Here is a 25054-nt window from a genome sequence, read left to right as displayed (position 1 = left end):
ATTTAACGTAGTTAAGTTGACCTATCAATGTTAAGCTTGCTTCGTGAGTTCGATCTGGTTACGCGAGACGAAGACGCCGGCACGCTCGGCGCCGCTGAGCCGGGAGCGCATCGCCGACGCCACCGTCGTCCTTCTCGACGAGCACGACATCAGCGGCCTGACGATGCGGTGCCTGGCTCAGTCGCTCGAGGTCACCGCGACCGCGTTGTACTGGCACGTCGAGACCAAGGGGGACCTGCTCGACCTCGCCCTCGATCGGATCTTCGGCGACGTGCCGTTGCCGGAGCCCGGACCCGACTGGCGGGCCGACGCGCGAGACCTGACGCACGGCTGGCGGGCGGTCATGCTGCGGCACCCTTGGGCGCCGGCCCTGATCGGCCGGCCGATGCTGGGACCGAACGTCCTGGCCCGCACCGAGTTCCTGCAGGCCACTCTGTTGCGCGGCGGCTTCGCCGATCGGGAGCTGGCGGTGGTGACCCGCCTGCTGGCCAACTTCGTGATCGGCGCCGCGCTGACCGAGGCGACCTACCGCCAGACCCGGGACCCGCGGGCGCAGACGCACGCCCGGCAACACATCACGGCCGACCCGGCGGCCTACCCGGTGCTCAACGCCTCCGGCCACCTCGATGGGGATCGGTGGAACGACGAAGAGCTGTTCGACCGGGGCCTCGACGTCATCCTCGGTGTCGGGGGACCGCTCCCGTAGCCGTCGGCCAGGCGATGTCGTCGATCGCCAGCCAGGGGGCTGCTGCCACGGCGGCCGGGGTCAGGCCGGTCAGGGCCCTTGCCTCGCGGTGCAGGTGGGACTGGTCGGCGTAGCCGGTCTCGGTGGCCACGCGGGCCGGCGTCCGGCCCGCGGCGAGCAGGTGCGCGGCTCGGTCGAAGCGGACGAGTTGGGCGGCCCTCTTCGGGGTGATGCCGAGCTGGGACCGGAAGCGGGACCACAGGCGCCCGCGACTCCAGCCGACCTCGTCCGCCAGGCCCTCGACCCGCACCCGGCCCCGGCCGCTGAGCATCCGCCGCCACGCGTGCGCGACTTCGGGATCGACCGGCCGGTGGGCGTCGAGCCGCCGGCCGAGGATGTCGCCCGCGATGGCGAACCGCTCGTCCCAGGACGCCGCGGCGCGCAGCCGCTCCTCGGCCCGCTCCCAGGACGGCCCCCAGACGTCTTCCAGGGCCACCACCGTGCCGCTGAGCTCGGCCGACCCGCCGAGCACCGCGGCCGCCGTGACCGGCCGCAGCCGGATCTGCAGGCACTCACCGGGCCCCCGGCCGGTCACCCGGACGTCGCCGGGGAGCAGCCCGGCGGCGAAACTGCCGCGTGTCAGGCCCGCACCGGCGCTCAGGTCGACGAGCAGGGTGACCGAGGGGTGCGGGACCATGCCGATGTCCACACCGGTCGTGCCGCGATGGCTGAACCCGGCCATGCCGACCCCGGGCAGGCGGCGGGACGGGCGCGCGGCGGCGATGTCCACCGACGCCCAGTCGGGTGCGGTCCGTGCCGACACCGGACCAGGCTATGCCGTGAAACCCAGCAACAGCTCGGCGGTGGCATCGGGCGCCTCCAGCATGGGCAGGTGGCCGACGCCCGGCAGCAACTCGATCCGCGCTCCCGGCACCCGGTCGTAATCGTGCGCCGACGACGGATTCCAGCGTGGGTCGGCCGCGCCGAAGACCACCAGCGACGGCAGGCCGAGGGCGGCCAGTCGGACGGGCGCGCTGCGTTCCGCGAGATACGCGGCATTGCTGCGCAACACCGTCCGCATCGTGCGATAGGAGACGCCGCGCATCGCGGCGATCACGTCGTCCGGGATGTCGACCGGGCGGGCGCACATCGAGTCGATGCCGCGCCGCATCATCGCGTCCGAGCGGATCGGCCAGAGCAGCGGGCCGAGCGGCGGGGCCAGCAACACCCGCAGCGCCAGCGGCTGCGGCAGGAACGCCTCGAGGCTCGGGCCGCTGCTGATCAGCGTGAGCGAGCGGACCAGGCCGGGACGCCGTTCGGCGAGCGCGGTGGCCACCCATCCGCCGCTCGAGTGCCCGGCCACCGCGACGTGCTCGACGCCGAGGCGGTCGAGCGCCGCCGCCACCCGGTCCGCCTGCGCCGGCACGTCGAACGACCGCGTGGGCGGGGACTGGCCGTGGCCGGGCAGGTCGACCCGGATGACGTGCCGGCGGCCGGTCAGCGCCGGGATCATCGGGCCCCAGGACTCGCCGGTGGCGCCGGATCCGTGGATGAGCAGCAGCGGCGGCGCGTCGCGCGGGCCGTCGTGGACGACGTGCATCTCACTCATGCCGGAGACGATCCCCGGGTCACGAGCGCCGGTCTTGGACGATTGTTCACGGGCCTGCCACGAGCCTGGCCGCCGACGCGGTCAGCGCGGGATGCCGGCTCGCGGGACGCCGGGCCGGGCGCGGTTCCACCACAGGGCCAGGCCCGCGCCGGTGAACACCAGCAGCACCCCGGCCAGCACGAACCACACGGTGATCTCCACGTCCTGCTTCTGCAGGCCGATCGTCCGCGGCAGGTCGGCGAGCACGTCGCTGAGCTGGCCGGCGTCCTCGGCGCGGAAGTACTTCCCGCCGGTGATGTCGGCGACCTCGGTCAGCGCGTCCTCGTCGATGTCCCGGTTGCGGCCGCCCAGCCCGCCGAATCCGTTGCCTCCGCGGGCGCCCGGCCCGAAGAACGAGTCGCTGCTGACCTGGTCGGCGGTGCACATCATCTGGGCCGGCTCGGTGGTGCCGAACCCGATCGTGTAGATCCGCAGGCGGCGGGCGGCGGCCTGCTCGGCGGCGGTCGCGGGCAGCACGCCGGTGGTGTTCGAGCCGTCGGTCAGCACCACGATGCTGTCCGGGTGGAAGTCGCCGGCCGCGTTCGGCACCGGGTCGCCGAGGTCGACGCCGGTCGCGGCCACGTCCGGGTTGTCCTCGGCGATCGCGTCGATCGAGGTCAGGATCGCCTGTCCGATCGCGGTGCCCCGGGAGGTCTTGAGCGTGCTGATGGCGTCGAGCAGCGCGTTCTTGTCGGTGGTCGGCGCGACCAGCAGGCCGGCGATGCCGGAGAAGGCCACCAGGCCGATCCGGGTGCCGTCCTCCTGATCCCTGATGAACTCGCGGGCCGCCTCGGTGGCGACGGTGAGCCGGTTGGGCGCGATGTCGGTGGTGCACATCGAGCCGGACACGTCGATCGCCAGCAGGATCGAGGTGGTGTTCGAGGGCACCGCGAGCGACGCCTGCGGCCGGGCCACGCCGCCGGCCAGCGCCAGCAGACCGGCCAGGAAGAGGAAGACCGGGATGCGCCGCCGCCACGAGGTGCGGCCGGGCAGCGCGGCGCGGATCAGGGCGATGCTGGAGACGGTCACCGCGGCCCGCCTGCGCCGCCGGTTCAGCCACCAGCGTGCCGCCAGCAGCAGCGGCACCACCAGCAGCGCGATCAGGGCCCACGGCCAGCTGAACGACATCAGATGATCCTTCCGTGCTGGCGCAGGCCCAGCAGCGCGCCGGCCAGCAGGAGCAGCAGACCGGCGGCGGCGAACGGCGCGGTCAGCTCGACCGGCTCCTTCTTGGTGGTCAGGCGCAGGTCGATCGCCCTGGTGGTGTCGGCGAGCGCCCGCGCGTCCCCGGACTGCTGGTAGGCGCCGCCGGTGACCTGCGCGACCGTGGTCAGCAACGCCTCGTCGAGCGCGGTGCCGAGCTGGTAGCCGTCGACCTCCACGGTGGACCCCTCGGCGGTGCCCACGCCGACCGCCTGGATGCGCACCCCGGCGGCCGCGGCCAGCTCGGCGGCGGCCTCGACGTCCGGGCCACCGGTGTTCTGGCCGTCCGAGAAGACCACGATCGTCGCCGACGGCCAGTAGCCGAGCGCGGGCGCCGGCGCGCCGTCCTCGGGCAGCGTGACCGGTTTGCCGGTGATGGTGCCGAGCGCGACCAGGATCGCCTGGCCGAGCGAGGTGCCGCCGCCGGGGGAGAGGCGGGCGATGGCGGCCAGCGCGGCGTTGTGGTCGTCGGTCGGCGCCTGGGTCAGCAGCGCCTGGTCCCCGAAGGGCAGCACGGCCACGTCGACCGAATCCGGTTGCTCCTCGACGAAGCCGGTGGCGGCGGCCTGCGCGGCGGCGAGCCGGGTCGGCGCCACGTCCTTGGCGCCCATGCTGTTGGAGACGTCGAAGGCGAGCACCACGGTGCCACTCACCCTCGGCACGGACAGCTCGGCCTCCGGCCTCGCCAGCCCGACGAGCAAAACCGGCAGAGCGACGAGCAGCATCGCGTACGGCAGATGCCGGCGCACCGCGGATCCGGCCGGTGCGGCGAATCCCGCCGCGGCCATGGCCGCGCTCCGGCCCCGCTGCAGCACTGCGTAACCGGCGATCGCGGCCGCCGTGACCAGCGCCGCGACGATGAGCAGGAGCGGCTCGAGGAAGGTCATCGCCGCCTCCGCCCGGAGCGGCGCACAAGGTCGACCAGCGCGCCGAGCAGGTCCTGATCGGTGGTGATCCGGTGCGCGTCCACCCCGGCCCGGCGCATGCCCTCGGCCAGCGCGGACTCGCGGGCGTCGACCTGGGCGGCGAGCCGGCCGCGCAGCAGCGGATCGCTGGTGTCGACGAGCAGCTGCTCGCCGGTCTCGGCGTCCTCCACCAGGATCAGGCCCAGGTCGGGCAGATCCAGCTCGGCCGGGTCGACCACCCGGATCACCACCACCTCGTGCCGGTGGGTGAGCCGGGCCAGCGGACGGTCCCAGTCCTGCTCGCCGATGAAGTCGGACATCACGAAGACCAGGCTGCGCCGCTGCGTGGTGGTGCTCGCCGCGAGGCGGAGCATCGCCGCCAGGTCGGTGGTGGCTTTCGCTCCACGATCCGGCTCCCGCATCAGCTCCCGCGCGATCCGCAGCACCTGATCCCGCCCGGCGCGCGGCGGCACCACCTGGTGTGACCCGTTGTCGTAGAGGATCGCGCCGATCCGGTTGCCGCCCTGGGTGATCAGCCGGCCCAGCGCCACCGCGAGCTCGGTGGCCACCGATTCCTTGCCCGCGCCCTGCTCTCCCGACCCGGCCGTCCGGCCGAACCGCATCGACGCCGACCGGTCGACGACCAGCCACGCGGTCATCTCGCGATCCTCGGTGTACTGCCGGACGAACGGCTCGTCGAGCCGGGCCGTGACGTTCCAGTCGATGTGCCGGACGTCGTCCTCGGCCGTATATGCCCGCAGGTCGGTGAAGTCGAGGCCGGTGCCGTGCCAGACCGTGCGATAGGCGCCCTGCAACCGCCCGTCGAGGCGGCGGCCGAGGCGCCACTCGAGGCGCCGCAGCAGCCGGTCCGGGGCGGTGGACATCAGCTCAGCGCCCGCGTCCGGCCGGTTCCGGGACCGACACGTTGGCGACGATCTTCGACAGGATCAGGTCCGGGGTCACCTCGTCGGAGAGCGCCTCGTAGGACAGCACCAGGCGGTGCCGCAGCACGTCCAGGGCCAGGTCGGTGAGGTCTTCCGGGACGACGTACTCGCGGCCGCGCAGATAGGCGAGCGCGCGGCCGGCGATGACCAGGCTGATCGAGGCCCGGGGGCTGGCGCCATAGGTCACGTAGCGGGCCAGGTCGGTCAGGCCGACGCGGGCGGGATCGCGGCTGGCGTTGGCGAGTTGCACCGCGTAGTCGATCAGCGATGGGTCCACGTACACCCGATCGGCCTCCGCCTGGAGTTCCACCAGGCGGGCCGGGTCGATGATGCCCTGGATCTTCGCCGGCCGGGTGAGCGCGCGCTCGACCACGACGAACTCCTCGGTCGTGGTCGGGTAGCCGATCACCACCTTCATCATGAACCGGTCGATCTGTGCCTCGGGCAGCGGATAGGTGCCCTCCGACTCGATCGGGTTCTGGGTGGCCATCACCAGGAAGGGGTCCGGCACCCGGTGCGTCTCGCGGCCGATGGTGACCTGCCGTTCCTGCATGACCTCCAGCAGCGCGCTCTGCACCTTGGCCGGCGCCCGGTTGATCTCGTCGGCGAGCAGCAGGTTGGTGAACACCGGGCCGAGCGACACCTGGAACTCGCCGGTCGGCTGGTGGTAGACGCGGGTGCCGACGATGTCCGCGGGCACCAGGTCGGGGGTGAACTGGACCCGGTGGAACTGGCCGCCGATCGCCTCGGCGAGGGACTTCACGGCGAGCGTCTTGGCCAGGCCGGGCACGCCCTCGACCAGGATGTGCCCGCGGGCGAGCAGCGCCACGAGCATCCGCTCGAGCAGCATGTCCTGCCCCACGATGGTCTTCTTGACCTCGTAGAGAACCTTCTCCGTCGGGCCGGCCGAGGCCGGTGGCGGCATGGTCATGTATCGCTCCTCATAGCGGTGGTGCCTGTCCGTCGCCCTCGCCGGCGCCCAGCGCCGCCCCGATCGGGACGGCGAAGCCGATGCCGATGAACGTGCCGGCCTCCGTCGGGTTCGCCAGCGCCACGACCACGCCGGCCACCTGACCCCGGTCGTTGACCAGCGGTCCGCCGGAGCTGCCCGGGTTGACCGCGGCGTCGAACTGGATCAGCCCGGAGAGATCGGTGCGCTCGCCGCGGGCGGCCCGGTCGAGCCCGGAGACCACGCCGCTGGTGGTGCTCTCGGTCAGGCCGAGCGGGTTGCCGATCGCCACCACGTCGTCGCCGATCTCGAGGCCGCCGCCGAGCACGGCCGGCACCACCGTCTCCGGCAGCTTCGCCGGGGCCAGGGTGGCGATGTCCCGGGCCGGGTCGGCGCTCGCGACCTCGGCCGTCGAGTCGGCGCCGTCGGCATAGGTGACCCGGATCGACGCGGCGCCCTCGACCACGTGCGCCGCGGTCAGGATGGTGCCGTTCGCGTTCACGATGACGCCGGTGCCGGACGCCTCGGCCGGCGCGCTGTCGCGGGTCGACCGGATCAGCACCACCGACGGCCGCAGGAGCTGATAGGTCTCGGCCACGCTGAGCCGCCCCTCCGAGGGGGACGGCGAGGCGGACGGCAGGGCGGCGGGGGTCTCCGGGCTGCCGCCGCGGAGCAGCACCACGGCGGTGATCGAAACGGCCCAGATCAGGACGAGGCCCACCAGAACGTTTCGGCGCAGGCTCGTGGATCCCCAGCGGCGGCCCGGTTTCCCGGCGGCCGCGATCGGCTCCGCCGGCGGATCCTCCGGCCCGAGCACCGTCATCATCCCCCGACTGTACGAGGGTTATCTATGAATCACTTGTGAGCGGCCGGTCAGCTCTGCCGAACGCGGTGCCCAGGCCGGTGAGGTCGATCGACTGGCGGGCGTCCTCCGGCACCAGGTCGACGAGCGAGCGCATCGCCTCCAGGGCGGTGAGGATCTGCCGGGCGACGCGCTCCACCGGCCGGACCGCATCCACCGAGACGAGGATGCCGCGGGCCGCGTACCACTCGACGATGGGGTGGGTCACCTCGTGGTAGATGGCGAGCCGCCGCCGGATGACCTCGTCGGTGTCGTCCGCACGGCCCTCCAGCGCCGCCCGCGCGAGCAGCCGCCGGGTCAGCTCCTCGTCGTCCGCCTTGAGGTGCAGTGCCACGTTCGCGGTCATCTCCAGGCCGAGGCCGATCTCGTAGAGCGCGCGGGCCTGGGCCATGTTGCGGGGCATGCCGTCCAGCACGTATCCGCCGCCGTTGGCCTTCGCCTCGACGAAGGCGGCACGCACCATCTCGAGCACGATCTCGTCCGGGACCAGCTCACCCTTGGCCAGGTGATCCTGGACGGCACGACCGAGCTCGGTGCGCCGGGCCACGTGATCGCGCAGCAGATCCCCGGTGGCGATGTGCGGATGGCCGAAGTGCGTGGCGATCAGCGCGCCCTGGGTGCCCTTGCCCGCGCCCGGGGGCGCGACCAGTAAAACCCGCATCGCGCTGGTCCTTTCCCTCGGTGAGCCGCCGCCCTGATCGTAGGCGCAGACCGGCGCGGATCGAGGCCGGGCCGGTCAGCTGGGTGGCGGGATGCGGCGGCGGACGTCGTCGACCGTGGCCGCGCCCGGCTGCCAGGCGGCGACCCAGGCCAGGTCGCTCGGGCGGGTGATGATGCCGTCCTCCAGGAAGGCGTAGCGACCGCCCAGGACGCGCTTGGCGACCTTCGCGTCGACGGCGTCGGAGTTGTCCCAGAGCGCGGCGAACAGGGCGTCGGCCCGCAGCCGGGACTGCCGGCAGAACGCGTCGGCCAGCTCCAGGCCCTCCGGCCGGGTGGCCCGCTCGGCCCGGGCGCGCACGCACACCGCGGACATCGCGAACAGCTCCGCGCCGATGTCCACGATGCGGCCCAGGAAGGCCTGCTTGCGCTCGAGCTTTCCCTGCCAGCGGGACATCGCGTAGAAGGTCGTGCGGGCGAGCTTGCGGGAGGCGCGCTCGACGTATCGCAGGTGGCCGGCCAGCGGGCCGAACTCGGCGAACGCGGTCGGCGTCTGGCCCCGGCCGACGGCCAGCGTGGGCAGCCACTTCGCATAGAAGGCGCCGGCCCTGGCGCCGGCCCGGGCCTTGCGGCCGAGCCCGGCCTCGGGGTCGATGATGTCGCCGGCCACCGACAGGTGCGCGTCCACCGCCTCGCGAGCGATGAGCAGATGCATGATCTCGGTCGAGCCCTCGAAGATGCGATTGATCCGCAGGTCGCGCAGCACCTGCTCGGCCTCGGCGGGACGCTCGCCGCGGGCGGTCAGCGAGTCGGCCGTCTCGAAGCCGCGGCCGCCGCGGATCTGGACCAGCTCGTCGGCGACCTGCCAGGCCATCTCGCTGGCGAAGAGCTTGACCAGCGCGGCCTCGATGCGGATGTCGTTGCGGTCGTCGTCGGCGATCACGCAGGACAGGTCCAGCATGGACTCCATCGCATAGGTGGTGGCGGCGATGAACGCGATCTTCTTGGCCACCGCCTCGTGCTGCCCGACCGCGCGGCCCCACTGCACCCGGTCGGCCGACCACTCCCGCGCGACGCCGAGCGACCACTTGGCCGCGCCGACACACATCGCCGGCAGCGACAGCCGGCCGGTGTTGAGGGTGGTCAGCGCGATCTTGAGGCCCTTGCCGACGCCGCCGATCACGCCGTCGTCGGGCACGAAGACGTCGTGGAAGCGGGTCACGCTGTTCTCCAGCCCGCGCAGGCCGAGGAACTCGTTGCGCCGCTCCACGGTGATGCCCGGCGCGTCCCCCTCCACCACGAACGCGGTGATGCCCTTGCCCGGCACCCGGGCCATCACGACCAGCAGCGTGGCGACCGTGCCGTTGGTGGCCCACAGCTTGACGCCGTTCAGCCGGTAGCCGCCCTCGACCGGCTCGGCGATGGTGCCCAGCCGCGCCGGGTCGGAGCCCACGTCCGGCTCGGTCAGCAGGAACGCGGACACCTCGCCGGCCGCCAGCCGGGGCAGGAAGGCCTTCTTCTGCGCATCGGTGCCGAAGATCTTCAGCGGCTGCGGCACGCCGATCGACTGGTGTGCGGAGAGCAGCGCCCCGATCGACGGGTTCGCCGAGCCGATCAGCGTCAGCGCCTTGCAGTAGTGCAGGTTGGACAGCCCGAGGCCGCCGTACTGCTTGTCGATCTTCATGCCGAAGGCGCCGAGCCGGGCGAGCCCCTGGAACACCTCGTCGGGGATGCGGGCCTCGCGCTCGATGCGCGCGCCGTCCACCTCGGCGCGCGCATAGTCGCCCAGGCGGGCGATGAACTCGTCCGCGTCGGGGCGTGGCTCCGGGGCCGGCCACGGATCGATCAGGCCCAGCCGGAACCGGCCGAGGAAGAGCTCCTTGCCGAAGCTGGGCTTGCGCCACTCGGACTCGCGGGCGGCCTCGGCCACCTGCCGGGCCTGCCGCTCCGAGACATCGGCCGGCTTGCGCTGCGTCGTGGACACTGCCTACCCCCTCGTGCCGAGGCCATAGTTACCTGACGGTAGCCCTCCCGGGCGTGGCCAGCCAGTCCTGCACGTCGATCCGGCTGCCGCCGAACCGCGGCGCGAAGATGCTGAGCACCCCGTGCGCCCGCAGCCGCTCGTGGTCGACCAGCGGATCGGAGAAGTAGATCGGGCCCGAGCTGTGCCGCCGCGTCCAGTCGGTCCAGCCGGAGGCCCGGGACGCGGTCTGGATGCTCAGCGTGCGCAGCGTCGAGTCGCCGCTGACCACGTAGAGGTTGTCCGCGGCGTCCACCGCGATGTCACCGCGCGACGAGCCCTCGCGGAACGGGGTGAACGTCTGGTGCCACACCCCGGTCGCCCGGTCGCGCCGGTAGTGCACCAGCACGGAGGCTTCCCGGGCGGCGCCGAAGTCCGGGTTGTCGGCGGCGCCGGGCGGCAACTGGGAGGCGAGCACGTGCAGGGTGCCGGCCCGGTCGACGACCTGGGACTCCTGGTTGATCAGCCCGCGGTTCTGGCCGATCGCCCACACCCGCAGGCCGGGGGAGTCGGCGACCAGCGGACCGGGCACGACCGCGCCGGCGTTGTCGCGCCAGGTCCGCCCGCGGTCCGCGCTGTATGCGTAGAACAGGTCGTGGTTGGTGCTGGCGTTCGGGGTCTCGCGCACGGTCCAGGTGGTGTGCAGCAGTCCGGCCGCGTCGTACTCGATGCCGAACAGGTAGGGGTTGTCGTCGTTGGCGGTGCCGTTGAGGAACTCGCCGACGTAGGTCCAGGCCCGGTCGGCGTACTCATAGAGGACCTCGTCGCCGGCGCCGCTCAGCCCGGTGCGGATGGCGAGCTGCAGCCGCCCGCCGGGTGCGGCGATGAACTGCGGATAGGTCACCTGGCTCATGGTGGTGCCGGCCAGGCTCGTGGTCACCGGCCCGAAACTCGCCGGCGTCCAGGTCGGCGCCGTGGCCAGGCCGGGGACCGAACGGCGGTAGCGGAACTCGCTGGAGTGGGTGTCGAAGGCCAGGTGGATGGTGCCGTCCTGGGCGGCGATGCCGATGCTGATGGTGTTGTGCGAGTCGGTCGACGTGGTGACGTAGTCGGTCAGCCGCAGGTGCTGCCAGGACCCGGCGGGCAGCCGCCGCCGGGCGAGGTTGACGTATCCGTCCTCGTCCCAGAACGCCGCGTACTGAATGCCACGGAAGGTGACGATGCCGTCCTGCTGGAACGACTCGCCGTTCATGTAGCCGGTGTAGGTCAGGGCGGTCCGGCCGTTCAGGGTGAGCGCGGTGGTGCTCAGGTGCCGCACGCCGGGCGCGGCGGCCGAGGCGGGACCGGAGTTGCCGACGATCAGGGCGGCGACGAGGCAGACGACGATGAATCGTTTCATGGCACCCTCGCATCGTGATAGAGAAAGACAACCATCGATGCGAAGAGTCTAGACGCGCCGCACGGCCACGACGCCGGCCAGGCCGTTCACCTCTTCCAACAGGGCCGGATAGGTGGCCGGGTTCGCCAGGTCCAGGTCGAAGTAGTAGGGCAGCGACGCGACGGCGGACCGCGGGATCCGGGCGCCGCCGCAGTAGGTGTCCCGGAAGCCGGCCGAGTCCGCCTGCCAGACCAGCTCGCCGAGGCTGCCCGCCCGGCTCCGGAAGATCGCCGCGTCGACCAGGGCGCGCTCGTGGTCGGTGGCGGTGCTCGCCACGAAGATCTTGACGTGGGTGCTGTCCCGCACCTGCCGCGCGGCGGGCTCGGCGGGCACGCCGGTGGGGTGGCACGGCGGATAGGCGATCCCGACGACCCGCAGGATGGCGGCGACGAGGCCGATCACCACGACCGCCGCGAAGACCTTCGGCCGGGCGCGCACCGGGCGGACGACGAAGGCCGCCGCCGAGCGGACCCAGCGGTACTGCGCCACGGCGTACACCAGGATCGCCGCGGCGATCATCGCGGCGAGCGTCGCCGGCGCCCGGCCGAGGTGGTAGAAACCGCCGAACCACGGGCTGTCCATCGGCTGTTCCTCGCCGGGGCGCCAGGTGCTGGGGATCAGCAGGAAGAGGGCCACGAGTGCACCGGTGGCGAGCAGCGGATCCCGGCGGGTGCGGCGGGCCACCCAGAGCGTGAGCAGGAAGCCGAGCAGCGCCCCGGCGATCGCCCCGCCCCGGGTGACGTCGGGCAGCCAGCGCGGGGGGATGCGCCAGAGGTCGAAGGCGGCGGCGCCGGTCGAGTCGTACGAAGGACGCCCGGTCCAGTAGTAGTCGGCGAAGCTCAGCACCAGCCCGTCCCGGGTGGCCCAGAAGCCGGCCGACGACTCGTCGCCTCCGTCCACCAGCGCCTCCGGTGTGTCCACCCCGAAGTCGCGCACCTGCCACCCGGCCGCCGCCAGCCGCTCCCGCGCACCGGCGGTGTACGCCGCCACGTCGCGGGTCTCCTCGGTGTGCTTCACCCAGTAGGCCACCGACCCGTACCGGACGCCCTCGCCGTCGCCGAACGGCTCGATCGCCGGAGCGTTGCCGCCGCCGAAGACCCGCAGGCCCGGGAACGCGGTCGCGGACAACCGCTCGGCCTCCGCGCCGGCCGGCAGGTCGGGTGCGAACTCGAGGCCGATCCGGCTGCCCGCGAACGCGCCCACCCAGGCGCTTCCGAGCGCCACCAGCAGCGCGATGACGAGGATGCCGAAACGTCGCTTCACAGGACGAGACGATACCGTTTCGTCGCAAGGGTCACCCGGCCGGTTCCTCCCACCGAGTGGTCACGAGTCGCTCACATCGGCCCGGCCGGTGAACGGGCCGAACGCGCCGGTGGAGCCGATCGGGAAGGACGCGGCCGGGGTGGTGGTCAGCCGGGCGCCGGTGGCCGTGCTCACCTCGAAGACGTCGACCGACATGCCGGTGGCGGCCGCGTTCGAGGGGAACAGCACCGCCTTGCCGGACAGGCCGATCGGCCCGGTCTCGGGCAGCACGGCGGTGGTCGCGGGCGCGGCGCCGGCAGCCCGAGAAGAATGGGGACGGCAAGCAGGGACACGCGTCTGCGCATGGGAACGAGTCCTTCCGAGAAAGCCGGCGGGTGACGGGATCCGTCACCCGCCGGGCGGGGCTCAGCAGACGCCGCGACTGCGGAAGTCGGAGATGGACAGGCCACGGGTGAAGCAGACGAACGGGGCGAAGCGTTGATCGTCGTCGAGGTTGAGCTTCAGCCAGGAGACGATGGCGCGGGACACGTTCGAGTTGGGGGTCTGCGGGAAGAAGTGGCTGGCGCCGGTGAGCTCGACGTAGGCCTTGTCGCCGCCGAGCGTGTTGTAGAACGGGATCGAGTGCGTGGCGACCGGCGCGATGGTGTCCAGCTGACCGCCGACGATCAGCACCGGGGCGTTCACCTCGGTCCAGATGGTGTCCAGGTTCCACGGCGCGAGCGGCACGCCGGCCTTGAGCGAGCGGCGATCGCTGAGCGCTTCGAGCGTGCCTCCGCCGCCCATCGAGTGGCCGGCCACGCCGAGTCTCGACGAGTCCACCCGCGAGCGGACGGTGCTGCGGCCGGTCAGGTAGTCCAGCGCCGCCAGCAGCTGGTCACCACGCTGGGCCGGCTGGTCCAGCAGGGTGTTGGTCTCGATGCCGAAGACCACGATGCCCCACGACGCCAGGCGCGGGCCGAGCCAGGACAGGCTGGACCAGGTCGCGGTGAAGCCGGGCGAGATCGCCACCGCGGGGTACGGCCCGTCCGCCGTGCTGGTCGGGTAGTAGATGGTGCCGCCACCGAAGCCGACCGCGGACAACCGCGACACGCTGGTGGACGAGGTGCGGTAGCTGCCCGTGCCGCCGATGTTCAGCGCGGTGGGATCCTGACCGCGCTCGGCGGCCAGCGCCGGGGTGCCGGCCCCGACACTGCCGCTGACCAGGGCAAGCGACAGTGCCGCGATCGACAGGGTGCGGCGCAGCCACGACTTTTTGGACATGGGCCATCGACTCCTCGATGTTGGGAGGGTGGAACGGAATGTGGGCGCGACGGGGTGCGACGGCACCGCCCGGCGGTGCCGACCATGGGGAGTCCGCGGATATTTATCAGCGTGGATGCTGACCTGAGGTGACTTCAAGTGCGCGGGCCAGGACGCCGTATCGGCGAAATTGCCAGTGCCGGGCACAAAAGAAGCCGCCCGGGGGAATCCCCGGGCGGCTGGTGATCTGGAAAATCAGGTGCCTGGTGGGCTGGTGTGCACCACCGGATCACCCTGCACGATCCACACCTGCGGATTGTCGATCGGCGTGAACGACCGGTCGCCGCCCGGCTCGCGGCTCGTCGGCACGGTGTCGCCGTTGGGCAGGTGCATGATGAAGTTCACCGGCTTGGTGTCGTCCACCAGCGGGATGTCGTACTCCGCCCAGCCGTCCACGATGCGCGCCGGCGGCCACGGCCGGTCCCACGCGACCTGCGCGAGCACCGCCGGGTCGATCCCGTCGCCCCACAGGTGCAGGCCCCAGCCGTCGAAGTCGCCGGCCGGCCGGTGATAGCGCAGGGTGGCCGCGGCGAGGGGCGGTCCGGCGTACCGGACCGTGCGCACGGCGCTGGTCACCCGGGTGCCGTCCGGCTCGGTGAGGATCGCCCGGTAGCGCACCTCGGCCCCGGCGCTCAAGTTCAACGGCGCAAGATCATCAAACGCCGTGTACGCGGGCGACGACGAGTCCCGCCCGATCGAGCTCCACGCCCCGCCGTCGACGCTGCGCTCGAACTGGACCACGTGGGTGGCCCGTTCCGGGTCGGCGACCGCACGCACCTCGACGACGCCACGCACGTTGCTGTTCTCCACCGGCGCCTCGATGGTCAGCGCCGGCGGCGGCACGCGGGTGTTCCTGATCCCGCTCGTCCGGGTGTGCCCGGCGTTGTCCAGCACCACCGCGCGGTACCGCACGGACGCGCCGGCGGACAGCCCGGACACGTCGTGGAACACCCGGTAGGGCGCCGTGTCGTCGGTGCCGATCGGGGTCCAGCCGCCCTGGCCGGTGTTCGCATAGAAGGTGACCTCGTTGAACGACGAGCCGCCGACGTTCGCGGTCACCTGCATGCGGCTGCTGGTCTCGGCCGCGGGCGCCGGTGCGGTCAGCGAGATCGCCGGGGCGGACCTCGAGGCCGGGAGCCGGCGGGTCGACTTGTACACCACGGTGGACAGCGGCGGCACGGTCACTGTCAGCCCACGGGCGGCGTTGCTGCGCAGCCGGTCCGGCCCGCTGCCGTAGACCCGCGCGAAGGCGGTGTCGGCGACGTAGGTCGGGATGGTGGCGGTGCCGGCCTGCTCGCCGTTGTTCAGCGCCACCACGTATTCGCGTTGCTGGTGGCGGTCGGTCCGGGAGAACGCGTAGACGCCGGCCGCCGCGTCGGCGTACCGGTGCTGGTGCGCGCCGTCGCGCAGGGCCGGGTGCTGCTTGGTGAGCGCGGCGAGGTCGCCGATGGACTGGTAGAGCGGGTGCGTGGTGACGAAGTTGTCCTGCGCGTGGGTGGCGTCGGTGCCGAGCAGGTCGTCGTCCAGATATTCGGGCACCCGGCTGGCGAACAGCGTCTGCCGCGCGTCCTGGTCCCCGCCCGGGCCGGTGAAGCCCTGCTCGTCGCCGTAGTAGATCACCGGGTTGCCGCGGGACAGGTACATCAGCTCGTGCGCGAGCTTGTCGCGGGCCACCTGCTCGGCCTCGTCCGAGCCCGGGTTGTCGGCCTTGATGAAGCCGCCGATCCGGCCCATGTCGTGGTTGCCGAGGAAGGTCGGCAACTCGTAGACGTTCGAGTCGGCGTCGGTGTACCAGTCGTCGTCGGCGAAGAACTTCTCCAGCGCCGCGGCCGGTTGCCCGCGCGAGGCGTAGTTGCGCGCCGCCTCCTGGAACGGGAAGTCGAGCACCGCCTGCATCCGGTCGGTGGTGGTGAAGTGCGAGGTGAACGGCTTGGTGGTGTCGAAGACCTCGCCGAACATGAAGAACTCGCGCTTGCCGTGCGCCTTGGCATAACGCAGGATGTCGGGCCCGAATTGCTGCCAGAACTCGTCGTTGACGTGCTTCATGGTGTCGATCCGGAAGCCGTCGACGCCGAAGTCGCTGATCCACGTCTTGTAGACGTCGGTCATCCCGCGCACCACCCGCGGGTGCTCGGTAAACAGGTCGTCGAGGCCGAAGAAGTCACCGTAGAGCGAGTTCTCGCCGACGAACGTGGTGTCGCCGCGGTTGTGATAGAGCGTGACGTCGTTGAGCCAGGCCGGGACCTTCAGGTTCTGCTCGGCCGGGTCCAGGACCGGCGTGTAGGGGAACGAGACGCTCGGGTCGAGGGCCGGGAAGTTCTGCTTGCCCGCGAAGTCACGGTCGTCGAAGGGCTGCCCGGCGGCGGTCTTGTAGGGCGAGACGTCCTTGGAGGTGTACGCCTTCCGAGCGCCCTCCTCGTACCCGATCACGTCCGCGGTGTGGTTCGTGATGATGTCGAAGTAGACCTTCATGCCGCGGGCGTGCGCGGCGTCGATCAGCGCCCGCAGGTCCGCGTTGCTGCCCAGGTGCGGGTCGATCTGGGTGAAGTCGGTGATCCAGTAGCCGTGGTACCCGGCCGACGGCCCGTCCTCGAGCTGCACCGCCTTGTTCTTGAAGCTCGGCGTCAGCCAGATCGACGTGGTGCCGAGCCCCTGCACGTAGTCGATGCGATCCAGCAGCCCCTTGAGGTCGCCGCCGTTGTAGAAGCCCTTCCTGGTCGGGTCGAAACCGGACACCAGCGGGTCGTCGCCGAGGCCGCCCCGATCGTTGGCGGTGTCCCCGTTGGCGAACCGGTCGGCCATGACGAAGTAGAAGTTCTCGTCGGTCACCGGTGCGCGCAGCGAGTGCCGGCCGTCGAGTCCGTGATCGCCGCCGGCCTGAGCGGGCGAGGCGATCACCCCGCCGGCCAGCACCGTGGACAGCAACACCGCTAAGCCACGACGGATCCGCATTGTTCCTCCCGAAACGCCCAGCTACCAAGCACGTCACGCAGCGGAAACATTCAACCACGTAGTTGCTCAACATCAAGGGCTCGCAATATTGTATGACCGTCGTACGAAACGAGGATCGGAGCCGAGATGGAGCCAGTCGCCGTCGTGACCGGGGCGGCCCGGGGGATCGGGCGCAGCGTCGTCCTGCGCCTGCGGGCCGCGGGTTACCGGGTGGTCGCCGTGGACGTCTCGTCCGAGGTGGCCGATCTCGCCGCGGACGGCCGGGTGGTGCCGATGGCCGCCGACGTCACCGCCGACTCCGCGCCGGGCGAGGTGATCGGCCGGGCCGTCGCCGAGTTCGGCCGGCTCGACCTGCTGGTGAACAACGCCGGCCGGTTCCTGCGCCGGCCCGTCCTGGACACCACCGACGACGACTTCGACGCGCTCTTCGCGATCAACGTCCGGCCGGTCTTCCGGTTCACCCGCGCCGCCCTGCCGCACCTGGCCGAGACCCGCGGCTGCGTGGTCAGCACGGCGTCGATCTCCGGTCTGATCGGGGTGCCGAACCAGAGCGTCTACGCGATGACCAAGGGCGCCATCGTGCAGCTCACCCGCCAGCTGGCGATCGAGTGGGCGGCGCGCGGCGTGCGGTTCAACGCGGTCGCACCGGGCGCGGTCGACACCGGCTTCATGGACGAGGCCCGGGCGGCCGACCCGGACCTGGCCGCCAGCCTCGCGGTCACCCTGGCCAACCACCCGATCGGCCGGATGTCCAGCCCCGACGAGGTGGCCCGCGCGATCGTCTTCCTGGCCGCCCCGGAGTCGGCCGGCATCACCGGCACGATCCTCAGCGTGGACGGCGGTTACCTGGCCCGCTGATCGGACATCTCCTCGAGCAGGATCGGCGCGGCCGCGGTCACCCCGTGAATGCCGAGCACCGACGCGATCTCCATGACCTCCAGGATCTCCTCCGCGGTCGCGCCGTGGCCGATCGCGTTCTCCATGTGCAGCTTGAGCCCCGGCACGTAGAGGTGGGTCGCCGCCGTGTCGAACGCGATGTAGACGAGCTCCTTCACCTTGGGCTCCAGCGTGCCGCTGCGCCACGGCACCGACGAGAACTCGGTGTACGCCGCGAACATCTCCGGATCGAGCTCCAGCATCTCGTCCCAGAACGCGTGCCAGTAGCCGCGGGTCTCGGTGAACTCGGCCTTGATCTGTTCCTGCCGTTCGGTCAGCGGCGCCGGGCCGGTCCGCAGCCCCTTCTCCTGGAGCACCTGGACGAGGAGCGGCACACCGATGTTCATCGCGTGGATGCCCAGCGTCGCGGTGAGCTCGAGCACCTCCATGATCTCCTGCGGGGTGGCGCCGAGCGCGAGCGCGACCTTGATGTGCTGGCGCACGCCGGGCAGGTACATGTGCGTGGCGTTCGCGTCGATGGCGATGTAGATGAACTCCTTGACCTTCGGCTCCAGCACGCCGTGCCGCCACGGGACGGCCGAGAAGTTCAGGTACGCCATCAGGAACTCGGGGTCGAGTCGCAGCACCCCCTCCCACGTTTCGCTCCACGCGCCGCGTACCCGGATGAACTCGTCCTTGATCTCGATCTGCCGTGCGGTCAGGCTCATCGGGCGTCGTCCTTTCGCAGCCAGTTCACGATCTCGGTGTGGTCGGCGGTGGCGTCGAGCTCGTCCGCGGCCCGCGCCCACAGCTCCGCGGCCGCCTGCCCGAGCGGATCCGGCGTGCCCACCCGATCGGCGAGGCCGGTGGCGATGCGCATGTCCTTGAGCATCAGCCGCAGCCCGAAGCCGGAGTCGAAGGTGCCCGGCAGGATGAAGTTGGGCCACTTGTTCTCGGTGGAGCCACTGCGGCCGCTGGATCCGTTGAAGACGGCCAGCATCGTCTCGGCGTCCAGGCCGAACCGCTCGCCGGCCAGCATCGCCTCGCAGGTGACCAGCAGGTGGGTGGCGGACATCAGGTTGTTCAGCGCCTTGACGGCGTGGCCGCTGCCGACCGCGCCGGCCCGGGTGACCGTGCCCAGGTGGGCGAGGATCGGCCCGACCCGGTCGAGGTCGTCCGGCTCGCCGCCGGCCATGATGGTCAATGCTCCGGTACGCGCCCGCGAAACGCCCCCGGAGACCGGCGCGTCGACCAGCGTCACCCCGCGCTCGGCGAGTTCCGCGGCCAGCTCCCGGGTGCGCAGCGGCTCCGACGAGCTCATGTCGACCACGATCGTGCCGCGGCCGGCCACGAACCGCTCGTCCCGCACGGTCGCCTCGACCCGGTCGGAGTCGGGCAGCATCAGCACGATCACGTCGGCGCCCATGACCGCGCCGGCCAGGTCGGCGACGACGATCCCACCGGCCTCGCCGAACGCCAGCCGGGCCGGCTCGGACACGTCGTAGCCCCGGACCGGGTATCCGGCTTTCACCAGCCGCGCGGACATCGGCCCGCCCATGTTGCCGAGTCCGACGAATCCGATTCCCTCAGTCATCCGAGCCGACCTCCTCCGCCCAGCGGGTCTCGCCGAGCGAGATCGCGGTGTGGGTCAGGAACGAGTCCGCGGTGGCGCCGTGCCAGTGCCGCTCGCCGGCCGGCGCCCACACCGTGTCGCCGGCCTGGATCACCTGCGGCTCGCCGCCCTCGGCGCAGATCAGCCCGCGCCCGGCCAGCACCTGCAGCACCTGGCCGTGTTCGTGGCTGTGCCAGAAGGTGCGCGCACCCGGCGCGAAGAAGACCGTGGCGATCGTGGTCCCGTCGGTGGCCGGCAACACCTGGTCGAACCAGGCTTCGCCGGTGACCGTCCGCCGTTGTTCCGACGGGACCCGCTCGGCGCGGCCGTGCACGATCTTCATACGATCTCCTCTGGCGTGTGCAGCCGGACGCCACCGGACAGGTCTCCCAGCGCGTCCACGACGGTGTTGCTGATCTCGTCGGCATAGCCGAGCGCCCGGGCCAGTCCGAAGCTGGCCAGCGGACCGGCCGAGTTGGGGCTCACCACGCCCAGCCGCGCGACCAGCTCGACATAGAGGTGCACGTCCTTGAGCATCAGCGTGTTGGTCAGCCCGCCCTTGAGGTAGTCGCCCTGAATGATCTTCGGAAACCGGTTCAGGGTGGCGAAGTTGACGCCGGAGCTCGCGTTCAGCACGGCCAGCAGCACCTCCAGGTCGAGGCCGGCCTTCTTGCCGGCCACCATCACCTCGGCGGTGGCGGAGAGCGCAATCGCGTTGAGGAAGTTGTTCAGCAGCTTGACCGTGTGCCCGGCGCCACTGGGTCCACAGTGGAAGACGTTGGTGGCGAACAGGTCCAGGACCGGGCGGGCCCGGTCGAGCGCTTCGCTCTCGCCGCCGACCATCAGGGTCAGGGCGCCCTTCTCGGCGGCGGCCGCGCCGCCGGAGATGCCCGCGTCCAGATATGCCACCTCGCGCTCGGCGAGCAGGCGGTGGATGCGGGTGGTCGAGTCCGGCGCCGCGGTGGACAGGTCGACCACGATCTGGCCGGGCCGCGCGTGGGCGAGCACGCCGTCGTCGCCGAGCATCACCGCCTCGACCACCGGGCTGTCCGGCAGCGACAGCAGCAGGATGTCGCTGCCGTCGGTCACCTCGCCGACCGACCCCGCCGCCTTCGCCCCGGCCGCGGTCACGTTCTCCGCCTTGACGTCGAAGCCGAGCACGTCGTGGCCGGCCCGCACGATGCAGGCGGACATCCGGCCGCCCATGTTGCCGAGCCCCGCGAAGCCGATCCTCATCGCACGTCCTCTCCGATCGTGGCCGCGAGACCGGCGAGCGTCCCGCCGACCGGGGTGAACCGGGCGAGCGTGTCCGGGTCGTGGCCGGCGACCAGGTGGTCCGCCTCGCCGGTGTCGAGCATCGTGCGGATCCGCTCGAACCCCGCGTACATGTCGATGAGGTTGGCCACCTGGGTGAACGGCATGCCGCGCTCGAGCTCCTCGTAGTAGTGCACTGAGTCGGAGGCCAGCAGGACGACGCCCGCCGTGGTGTGCACCGTGACGACGCTCTGGCCCGGAGTGTGTCCGCCGATCCGGATCACCTTTATCCCCGGGGCGAGGTCGGCCTGGTCGGCGAAAGTCTTCACCCGGCCCTGCTTCTCATAAAGACGCAGAAGAGCGATCTCGTCGTCCTCCACCGAGTGGTGCAGCAGGGTGCGGTTCGCGAACGGGCCGGTCCAGAAGTCGAACTCGGCGGCGGCGATGGTCAGCGGCGAGGCGGGGAAGAGGCCGAGGTTGCCGATGTGGTCGTAGTGCGCGTGGGTGACCACCACCGGCGGCCCGGCGGCCCGGTCCACGCCCAGCGCGTCGAACGCGGCGGCCGGCTCGATCAGCGTGGTGCGCTTGCGGCGCGCGCCGCCGGCCGCCGAGAAGCCGGTGTCCACCACGATCGTGCGGTCGGCGTTGCGGACGATCCAGAAGAAGTAGTCCATCCCGATCGGGCCGTCCGGCTCGTCGTAGAGGTGGTGGTTGAGGTAGACGTCGCTGCGCACGGTCTGCCGCGTCCCGTACTTGACGATCGTCACCTGATACCGGTCGGCCGTCATGCCAGGAGCAGCCGGCTCGCGTTCGTCCCGACCAACCGGCGGATGTCCGCCTCGGACAGGCCGGCGTCCAGCAGGCCGCGGACGCCCCGGCGATAGAGGGTCACCGGCAGCGGATTGGTCTTCTGCCCGGAGTCCGAGGACAGGATGGTCTTCTCGACGCCGACCTCCTTGATGAAGGTGAGCAGCTCGTCCAGGTCCCGGCGGCGTTCCGGGCGGCCGAAGTACATGATCAGGCAGTGTTCGATGTGGACACCCTGCTTCGCCCAGGCGACCGCCTGCGCCACGTCGGCGCCGACCACGAAGATCGGGTGGTTCACCAGGATCCGGCCGACGCCCGCCTCGAGCGCGGCGTCGATCAGCTTCTGCGCCTCGGGCACGCCGAGGTGGCCGCAGGTGAGCACGGCGTCCTCGGCCGCGATCACGGACAGGATGTCGCGCACCTCCGGCAGCACCTCGCCGTCGTCGCCCAGGATCGAGATGATCTCGTTGGGGCGCAGGTCCACCTCCGGCGTGGGGAAGCCGGTGTCGTGGTGCTCGTGATGGCTGACGTGGGCGGCCGAGGAGAGCGTGGGGAACCAGACCATCCGGCCGCCCATCCGCAGCGCGAGCTCGACCGCATAGGGATTGAGGCCGCCGACCGTCCGGTTCAACGCGATCCCGCCGTACACCTCGGTGGACAGCTCGGCCAGGCCGGCGGTCTGCAGCGCCAGGATGTCGGTGACCATGCTGTGGTGATGGGACTTGGCGACGATCGCCCGGAACCCGGCGGCGGACGCGTCACGGGCCGCGTCGAGGATGCTCATCCGCCGGGGGAAGGGGCTCGGCCCGGGGTGCTGGTGCAGGTCCACGGCCCCGGCCAGCAGACCGTCGGCCTCGGGGTCGGGCACCTTGCGGTCCTCGTCGGCGTCCGGGTCGAACGGGTAGTCGACTGCGGTCATGGTTGCTCCTTGCCGATCGGGGGTTGTTCGGAGACGAGGACCTGATCCTCGGGACGCCAGTGGGCGATCACCCGGGCGCCGGGCTCGACCGCCGCGGGCGCGCCGACCGGCAGCACCGCGCAGCCGATCGAGTCGTCGCCGAAGGCCAGCTCGAGCCGGTAGTAGGTGCCGTAGAAGGAGACGTCGGTGACCACCGCGGGCGCGGCGTTGCGTCCGGGCGGCACCGCGTCCACATCCGGGGCGACGGTCATCCGCTCCGGCCGTACGATCAGGGCCTGCTCCTCGGTGTTGCTCTTCACCCCGATGACCGCCCACTTGCGGTCGTGCCACTCATAGACGTCCGGGGCCCGATAGCGGCCGGCGAAGACGTTGGACTCGCCCAGGAAGCGCGCGACGAACCGGGTCGTCGGCCGGTGATAGAGCTCGGCCGGGGTGCCGACCGCGACGATCCGGCCGTGGTCGAAGATGGCGATCCGATCGGACAGCGTCATCGCCTCGTCCTGGTCGTGCGTGACGAACACGAAGGTGAGGCCCAGCTCGTCGTGCAGCCGCTTGATCTCGCGCTGCAACGACTGGCGCAGCTTGCGGTCCAGCGCGCTGAGCGGCTCGTCCAGCAGCAGCACGCTGGGGGAGAAGACCACCGCGCGGGCCAGCGCGACCCGCTGCTGCTGCCCGCCGGACAGCTCGTCGGGCCGCCGCTTGTCCAGGCCGCCCAGGTCGACCAGGTCGAGCGCCGCGCCGACCAGCCGGGCCGTCTCGGCGGCCGGCACCTTGCGCTCGCGCAGCGGGAACGCCACGTTCTGCGCCACCGTGAGATGCGGGAAGAGAGCGTAGTTCTGGAAGACCATGCCGAAGTTGCGCTTGTGCGGCGGCATCCGGGAGATGTCGCGGCCGTTCAGCTCGATCCGGCCCGAGGTCGGCTCGGTGAAGCCCACGATCATGTTGAGCGTGGTGGTCTTGCCCGAGCCGCTCGGTCCCAGCAGGGTGATGAACTCGCCCGGCTGGATGTCCAGGTCGATGTGGTCCACCGCGGGGGGCTCGTCGTTGCCGTACCGCTTGCTCAGGTCGGCGAGCTCGACGCGGGCGCCGCTGGTTTTGATCGGGGAACTCATCGGGCACCTTTCGTTCGGCGTCGCGCGCCGGCCACCTGCGCGAGCAGGATGGGAACACTGACCAGGACGACCATCAGGCTGGACGCCGCGGAGATCGTCGGATCGATCTGCACGGTGACGCTGTTGAACATCTGCACCGGCAGCGTGATCGCGCCGGGCGCCTGCAGGAACAAGGCGATGACCACCTCGTCCAGCGAGGTCACGAAGGCCAGCACGGCGCCGGACAGGATGCCCGGCAGCACCAGCGGCAGGGTCACCCGGCGGAACGCCGAGACCGGGCTCGCGCCCAGGCTGGCCGCGACGCCGGGCAGCCGGCCGTCCATGCCCTGCAGCCGGGCGGTCACCGCGATCACCACGAACGGCAGGGCCATCGCGGTGTGCGCCAGGATGATCCCGATCAGCGTGCCGTTCAGGCTCAACCGCAGGAACGCGGCGAAGACCACGAGCGCGACCAGGATGTGCGGCACGATCATCGGCGACAGCAGGAAGCCGTTCACCGTGCCGCGCCAACGGATGTTCAGCCGGGCCAGGCCGAAGGCCGCGGTGGTGCCGAGCACGGTGGCGAACAGCGCGGTGAAGAACCCCGCCTGCAGCGTGTTGAGGATCGCCGCGGTCCACTCCGGCGAGGTGAACAGATTCTGGTACCAGCGCAGCGACCAGCCGTCCGGCGGGAACCGGAAGGTCGGCGACGACGAGAAGCTCATCGGGATGACCACCAGCGTGGGCGCCACCAGCAGGATCGAGACGATCGTGGTGTGCACCTTGAGCCACGGCCGCACCTCGGACGACCGCTCGCTGCCGGTCCGGTTGCGCGCCGGGGTGCCGCCGGCCGCCACGGTGGCCACGTTCTGCCCGGCCAGGCGGCGGCTGAGCCCGAACACGACCAGGGTGACCACGAGCAGGAACATGCCCATCGCGCCGGCCCCGCCGAAGTCCAGCAGCTCCTTGGCGCGCACGTTGATGACCTGGGCGATCATCGCGCTGCGGGTGGAGCCGAGCAGGGCGGGCGTGACGTAGAAACCCAGTGCCAGCACGAAGACCAGCGACATACCGGCCACCACACCCGGCGTGGACAGCGGCAGATAGACCCGCCGGAACGCGCGGGCACGGGGCGCGCCGAGGCTCTGGCCGGCCGACACCAGGCGCCCGTCGATCTGCTCCATCGCGCTGTACATCGGCAGCACCAGGAAGGGCAGCAGCACCTGGGTCATCGAGATGCCGACCGCGAGCGTGGTGCCCAGCAGCGTGACATCGCCCAGCCCGAACGGCCGCAGGATCTGCTGCACCACGCCGCCGTCCTGCATCAGCACCAGCCAGGCGAAGTTGCGCGCCAGCATGCTCGTCCAGAACGGCACCAGCACGATGGTCACCAGCACCGCGCGCATGGTCGGGCCGACCAGCGTCATCGCGTACGCGTACGGATAGGCCAGCAGCACGCCGATCACGGAGACCACCAGCGCCACCAGCAGCGTCCTGGTCAGCACCCGGATCGTGTAGCCGTCGGTGAACAGCGAGGCGTAGTTGCCCAGCCCGGTCTCCGGCTCGGTGAAGCTGTCCACCACCACGTTGAGCAGCGGCACCACGAACAGGATCACCAGCGCGACCAGCGCCGGCAGGAGCAGCAACCAGCCGGAACGGTGCGCCCGGGCCAGGATGGCCGGCCCGGAGCGCCCGGCGGGGGGCGCCTCGGGCGTGGCTGTCGCAGTCAT

The 25054-nt window shown here is 71.5% G+C and carries 24 protein-coding genes; 2 read left to right on the top strand and 22 right to left on the bottom strand.

Annotated elements, in window-relative coordinates; translation table 11 throughout:
* Positions 1-43 precede the first annotated feature (43 nt).
* Positions 44-706, top strand: coding sequence for a TetR/AcrR family transcriptional regulator C-terminal domain-containing protein (locus ACZ6TI_RS20230; protein ID WP_465346626.1), 663 nt, complete (start codon positions 44-46; stop codon positions 704-706).
* On the opposite strand, the gene ACZ6TI_RS20225 is transcribed toward ACZ6TI_RS20230, so the two are convergent.
* From ACZ6TI_RS20225 to ACZ6TI_RS20160, 14 genes are all read right to left on the bottom strand, one after another.
* Positions 675-1508, bottom strand: a complete 834-nt coding sequence (locus tag ACZ6TI_RS20225; protein ID WP_465346625.1) for a helix-turn-helix domain-containing protein — start codon at positions 1506-1508, stop codon at positions 675-677. The genes ACZ6TI_RS20230 and ACZ6TI_RS20225 overlap by 32 nt on opposite strands.
* A gap of 9 nt (positions 1509-1517) precedes the next feature.
* Entirely contained in the window at positions 1518-2294 is a 777-nt protein-coding gene (locus ACZ6TI_RS20220; RefSeq protein WP_465346624.1) for an alpha/beta fold hydrolase, read from the bottom strand.
* A gap of 81 nt (positions 2295-2375) precedes the next feature.
* On the bottom strand, positions 2376-3461 hold the full coding sequence (locus ACZ6TI_RS20215; RefSeq protein ID WP_465346623.1) for a VWA domain-containing protein: 1086 nt from the start codon (positions 3459-3461) through the stop codon (positions 2376-2378).
* Positions 3461-4423: a vWA domain-containing protein gene (locus tag ACZ6TI_RS20210; protein ID WP_465346622.1), complete on the bottom strand. Its 963-nt coding sequence runs from the start codon at positions 4421-4423 to the stop codon at positions 3461-3463. Before ACZ6TI_RS20210 ends, ACZ6TI_RS20215 begins: the two co-directional genes overlap by 1 nt.
* A complete protein-coding gene (locus tag ACZ6TI_RS20205) occupies positions 4420-5325 on the bottom strand; it encodes a DUF58 domain-containing protein (RefSeq protein ID WP_465346621.1) in 906 nt (301 codons plus the stop codon). Before ACZ6TI_RS20205 ends, ACZ6TI_RS20210 begins: the two co-directional genes overlap by 4 nt.
* A gap of 4 nt (positions 5326-5329) precedes the next feature.
* Positions 5330-6316, bottom strand: coding sequence for an AAA family ATPase (locus ACZ6TI_RS20200; protein ID WP_465346620.1), 987 nt, complete (start codon positions 6314-6316; stop codon positions 5330-5332).
* A 10-nt stretch (positions 6317-6326) separates the two neighbouring features.
* Complete coding sequence (locus ACZ6TI_RS20195; RefSeq protein WP_465346619.1) at positions 6327-7160, bottom strand: S1C family serine protease; 834 nt, start codon at positions 7158-7160, stop codon at positions 6327-6329.
* Positions 7161-7182: 22 nt separating this feature from the next.
* Entirely contained in the window at positions 7183-7857 is a 675-nt protein-coding gene (locus ACZ6TI_RS20190) for an adenylate kinase (protein WP_465346618.1), read from the bottom strand.
* Positions 7858-7932: 75 nt separating this feature from the next.
* Positions 7933-9837 carry an acyl-CoA dehydrogenase family protein gene (locus tag ACZ6TI_RS20185; protein ID WP_465346617.1) on the bottom strand — a complete coding sequence of 635 codons (1905 nt, stop codon included), beginning with the start codon at positions 9835-9837 and terminating at the stop codon, positions 7933-7935.
* 28 nt (positions 9838-9865) lie between these two features.
* Positions 9866-11212, bottom strand: coding sequence for a BNR repeat-containing protein (locus ACZ6TI_RS20180; RefSeq protein WP_465346616.1), 1347 nt, complete (start codon positions 11210-11212; stop codon positions 9866-9868).
* A 48-nt stretch (positions 11213-11260) separates the two neighbouring features.
* On the bottom strand, positions 11261-12514 hold the full coding sequence (locus tag ACZ6TI_RS20175) for a hypothetical protein (RefSeq protein ID WP_465346615.1): 1254 nt from the start codon (positions 12512-12514) through the stop codon (positions 11261-11263).
* A gap of 60 nt (positions 12515-12574) precedes the next feature.
* On the bottom strand, positions 12575-12784 hold the full coding sequence (locus ACZ6TI_RS20170) for a hypothetical protein (RefSeq protein WP_465346614.1): 210 nt from the start codon (positions 12782-12784) through the stop codon (positions 12575-12577).
* Positions 12785-12919: 135 nt separating this feature from the next.
* Complete coding sequence (locus tag ACZ6TI_RS20165) at positions 12920-13774, bottom strand: alpha/beta hydrolase family protein (protein ID WP_465346613.1); 855 nt, start codon at positions 13772-13774, stop codon at positions 12920-12922.
* A 234-nt stretch (positions 13775-14008) separates the two neighbouring features.
* Positions 14009-16765 carry an alpha-amylase family glycosyl hydrolase gene (locus tag ACZ6TI_RS20160; protein WP_465346612.1) on the bottom strand — a complete coding sequence of 919 codons (2757 nt, stop codon included), beginning with the start codon at positions 16763-16765 and terminating at the stop codon, positions 14009-14011.
* A 126-nt stretch (positions 16766-16891) separates the two neighbouring features.
* Here ACZ6TI_RS20160 and ACZ6TI_RS20155 point away from each other — a divergent pair, with 126 nt between their 5' ends.
* The gene (locus tag ACZ6TI_RS20155) at positions 16892-17623 is read left to right on the top strand and encodes an SDR family NAD(P)-dependent oxidoreductase (RefSeq protein ID WP_465346611.1); all 732 of its coding nucleotides are present in this window, start codon (positions 16892-16894) and stop codon (positions 17621-17623) included.
* Here the strand turns inward: ACZ6TI_RS20155 and ACZ6TI_RS20150 are convergent.
* From ACZ6TI_RS20150 to ACZ6TI_RS20115, 8 genes are read right to left on the bottom strand one after another with little or no spacing between them, the layout of a single operon-like run.
* Positions 17608-18369, bottom strand: a complete 762-nt coding sequence (locus ACZ6TI_RS20150; RefSeq protein WP_465346610.1) for a carboxymuconolactone decarboxylase family protein — start codon at positions 18367-18369, stop codon at positions 17608-17610. The two genes, ACZ6TI_RS20155 and ACZ6TI_RS20150, sit on opposite strands and share 16 nt — an antisense overlap.
* Positions 18366-19235, bottom strand: coding sequence for an NAD(P)-dependent oxidoreductase (locus ACZ6TI_RS20145; RefSeq protein ID WP_465346609.1), 870 nt, complete (start codon positions 19233-19235; stop codon positions 18366-18368). Before ACZ6TI_RS20145 ends, ACZ6TI_RS20150 begins: the two co-directional genes overlap by 4 nt.
* Positions 19228-19596: a cupin domain-containing protein gene (locus tag ACZ6TI_RS20140; RefSeq protein ID WP_465346608.1), complete on the bottom strand. Its 369-nt coding sequence runs from the start codon at positions 19594-19596 to the stop codon at positions 19228-19230. Before ACZ6TI_RS20140 ends, ACZ6TI_RS20145 begins: the two co-directional genes overlap by 8 nt.
* Positions 19593-20489 carry an NAD(P)-dependent oxidoreductase gene (locus ACZ6TI_RS20135; RefSeq protein WP_465346607.1) on the bottom strand — a complete coding sequence of 299 codons (897 nt, stop codon included), beginning with the start codon at positions 20487-20489 and terminating at the stop codon, positions 19593-19595. The genes ACZ6TI_RS20140 and ACZ6TI_RS20135 overlap by 4 nt, the downstream gene beginning before the upstream one ends.
* Complete coding sequence (locus ACZ6TI_RS20130; RefSeq protein ID WP_465346606.1) at positions 20486-21295, bottom strand: N-acyl homoserine lactonase family protein; 810 nt, start codon at positions 21293-21295, stop codon at positions 20486-20488. The genes ACZ6TI_RS20135 and ACZ6TI_RS20130 overlap by 4 nt, the downstream gene beginning before the upstream one ends.
* Positions 21292-22233, bottom strand: a complete 942-nt coding sequence (locus tag ACZ6TI_RS20125) for a DUF6282 family protein (protein ID WP_465346605.1) — start codon at positions 22231-22233, stop codon at positions 21292-21294. The genes ACZ6TI_RS20130 and ACZ6TI_RS20125 overlap by 4 nt, the downstream gene beginning before the upstream one ends.
* Complete coding sequence (locus tag ACZ6TI_RS20120; protein ID WP_465346604.1) at positions 22230-23345, bottom strand: ABC transporter ATP-binding protein; 1116 nt, start codon at positions 23343-23345, stop codon at positions 22230-22232. Before ACZ6TI_RS20120 ends, ACZ6TI_RS20125 begins: the two co-directional genes overlap by 4 nt.
* The gene (locus ACZ6TI_RS20115; RefSeq protein ID WP_465346603.1) at positions 23342-25054 is read right to left on the bottom strand and encodes an ABC transporter permease subunit; all 1713 of its coding nucleotides are present in this window, start codon (positions 25052-25054) and stop codon (positions 23342-23344) included. The genes ACZ6TI_RS20120 and ACZ6TI_RS20115 overlap by 4 nt, the downstream gene beginning before the upstream one ends.

This window comes from Actinoplanes sp. NPDC051388 (assembly GCF_055586225.1).
This window is presented reverse-complemented; position numbering and strand designations above follow the sequence as displayed.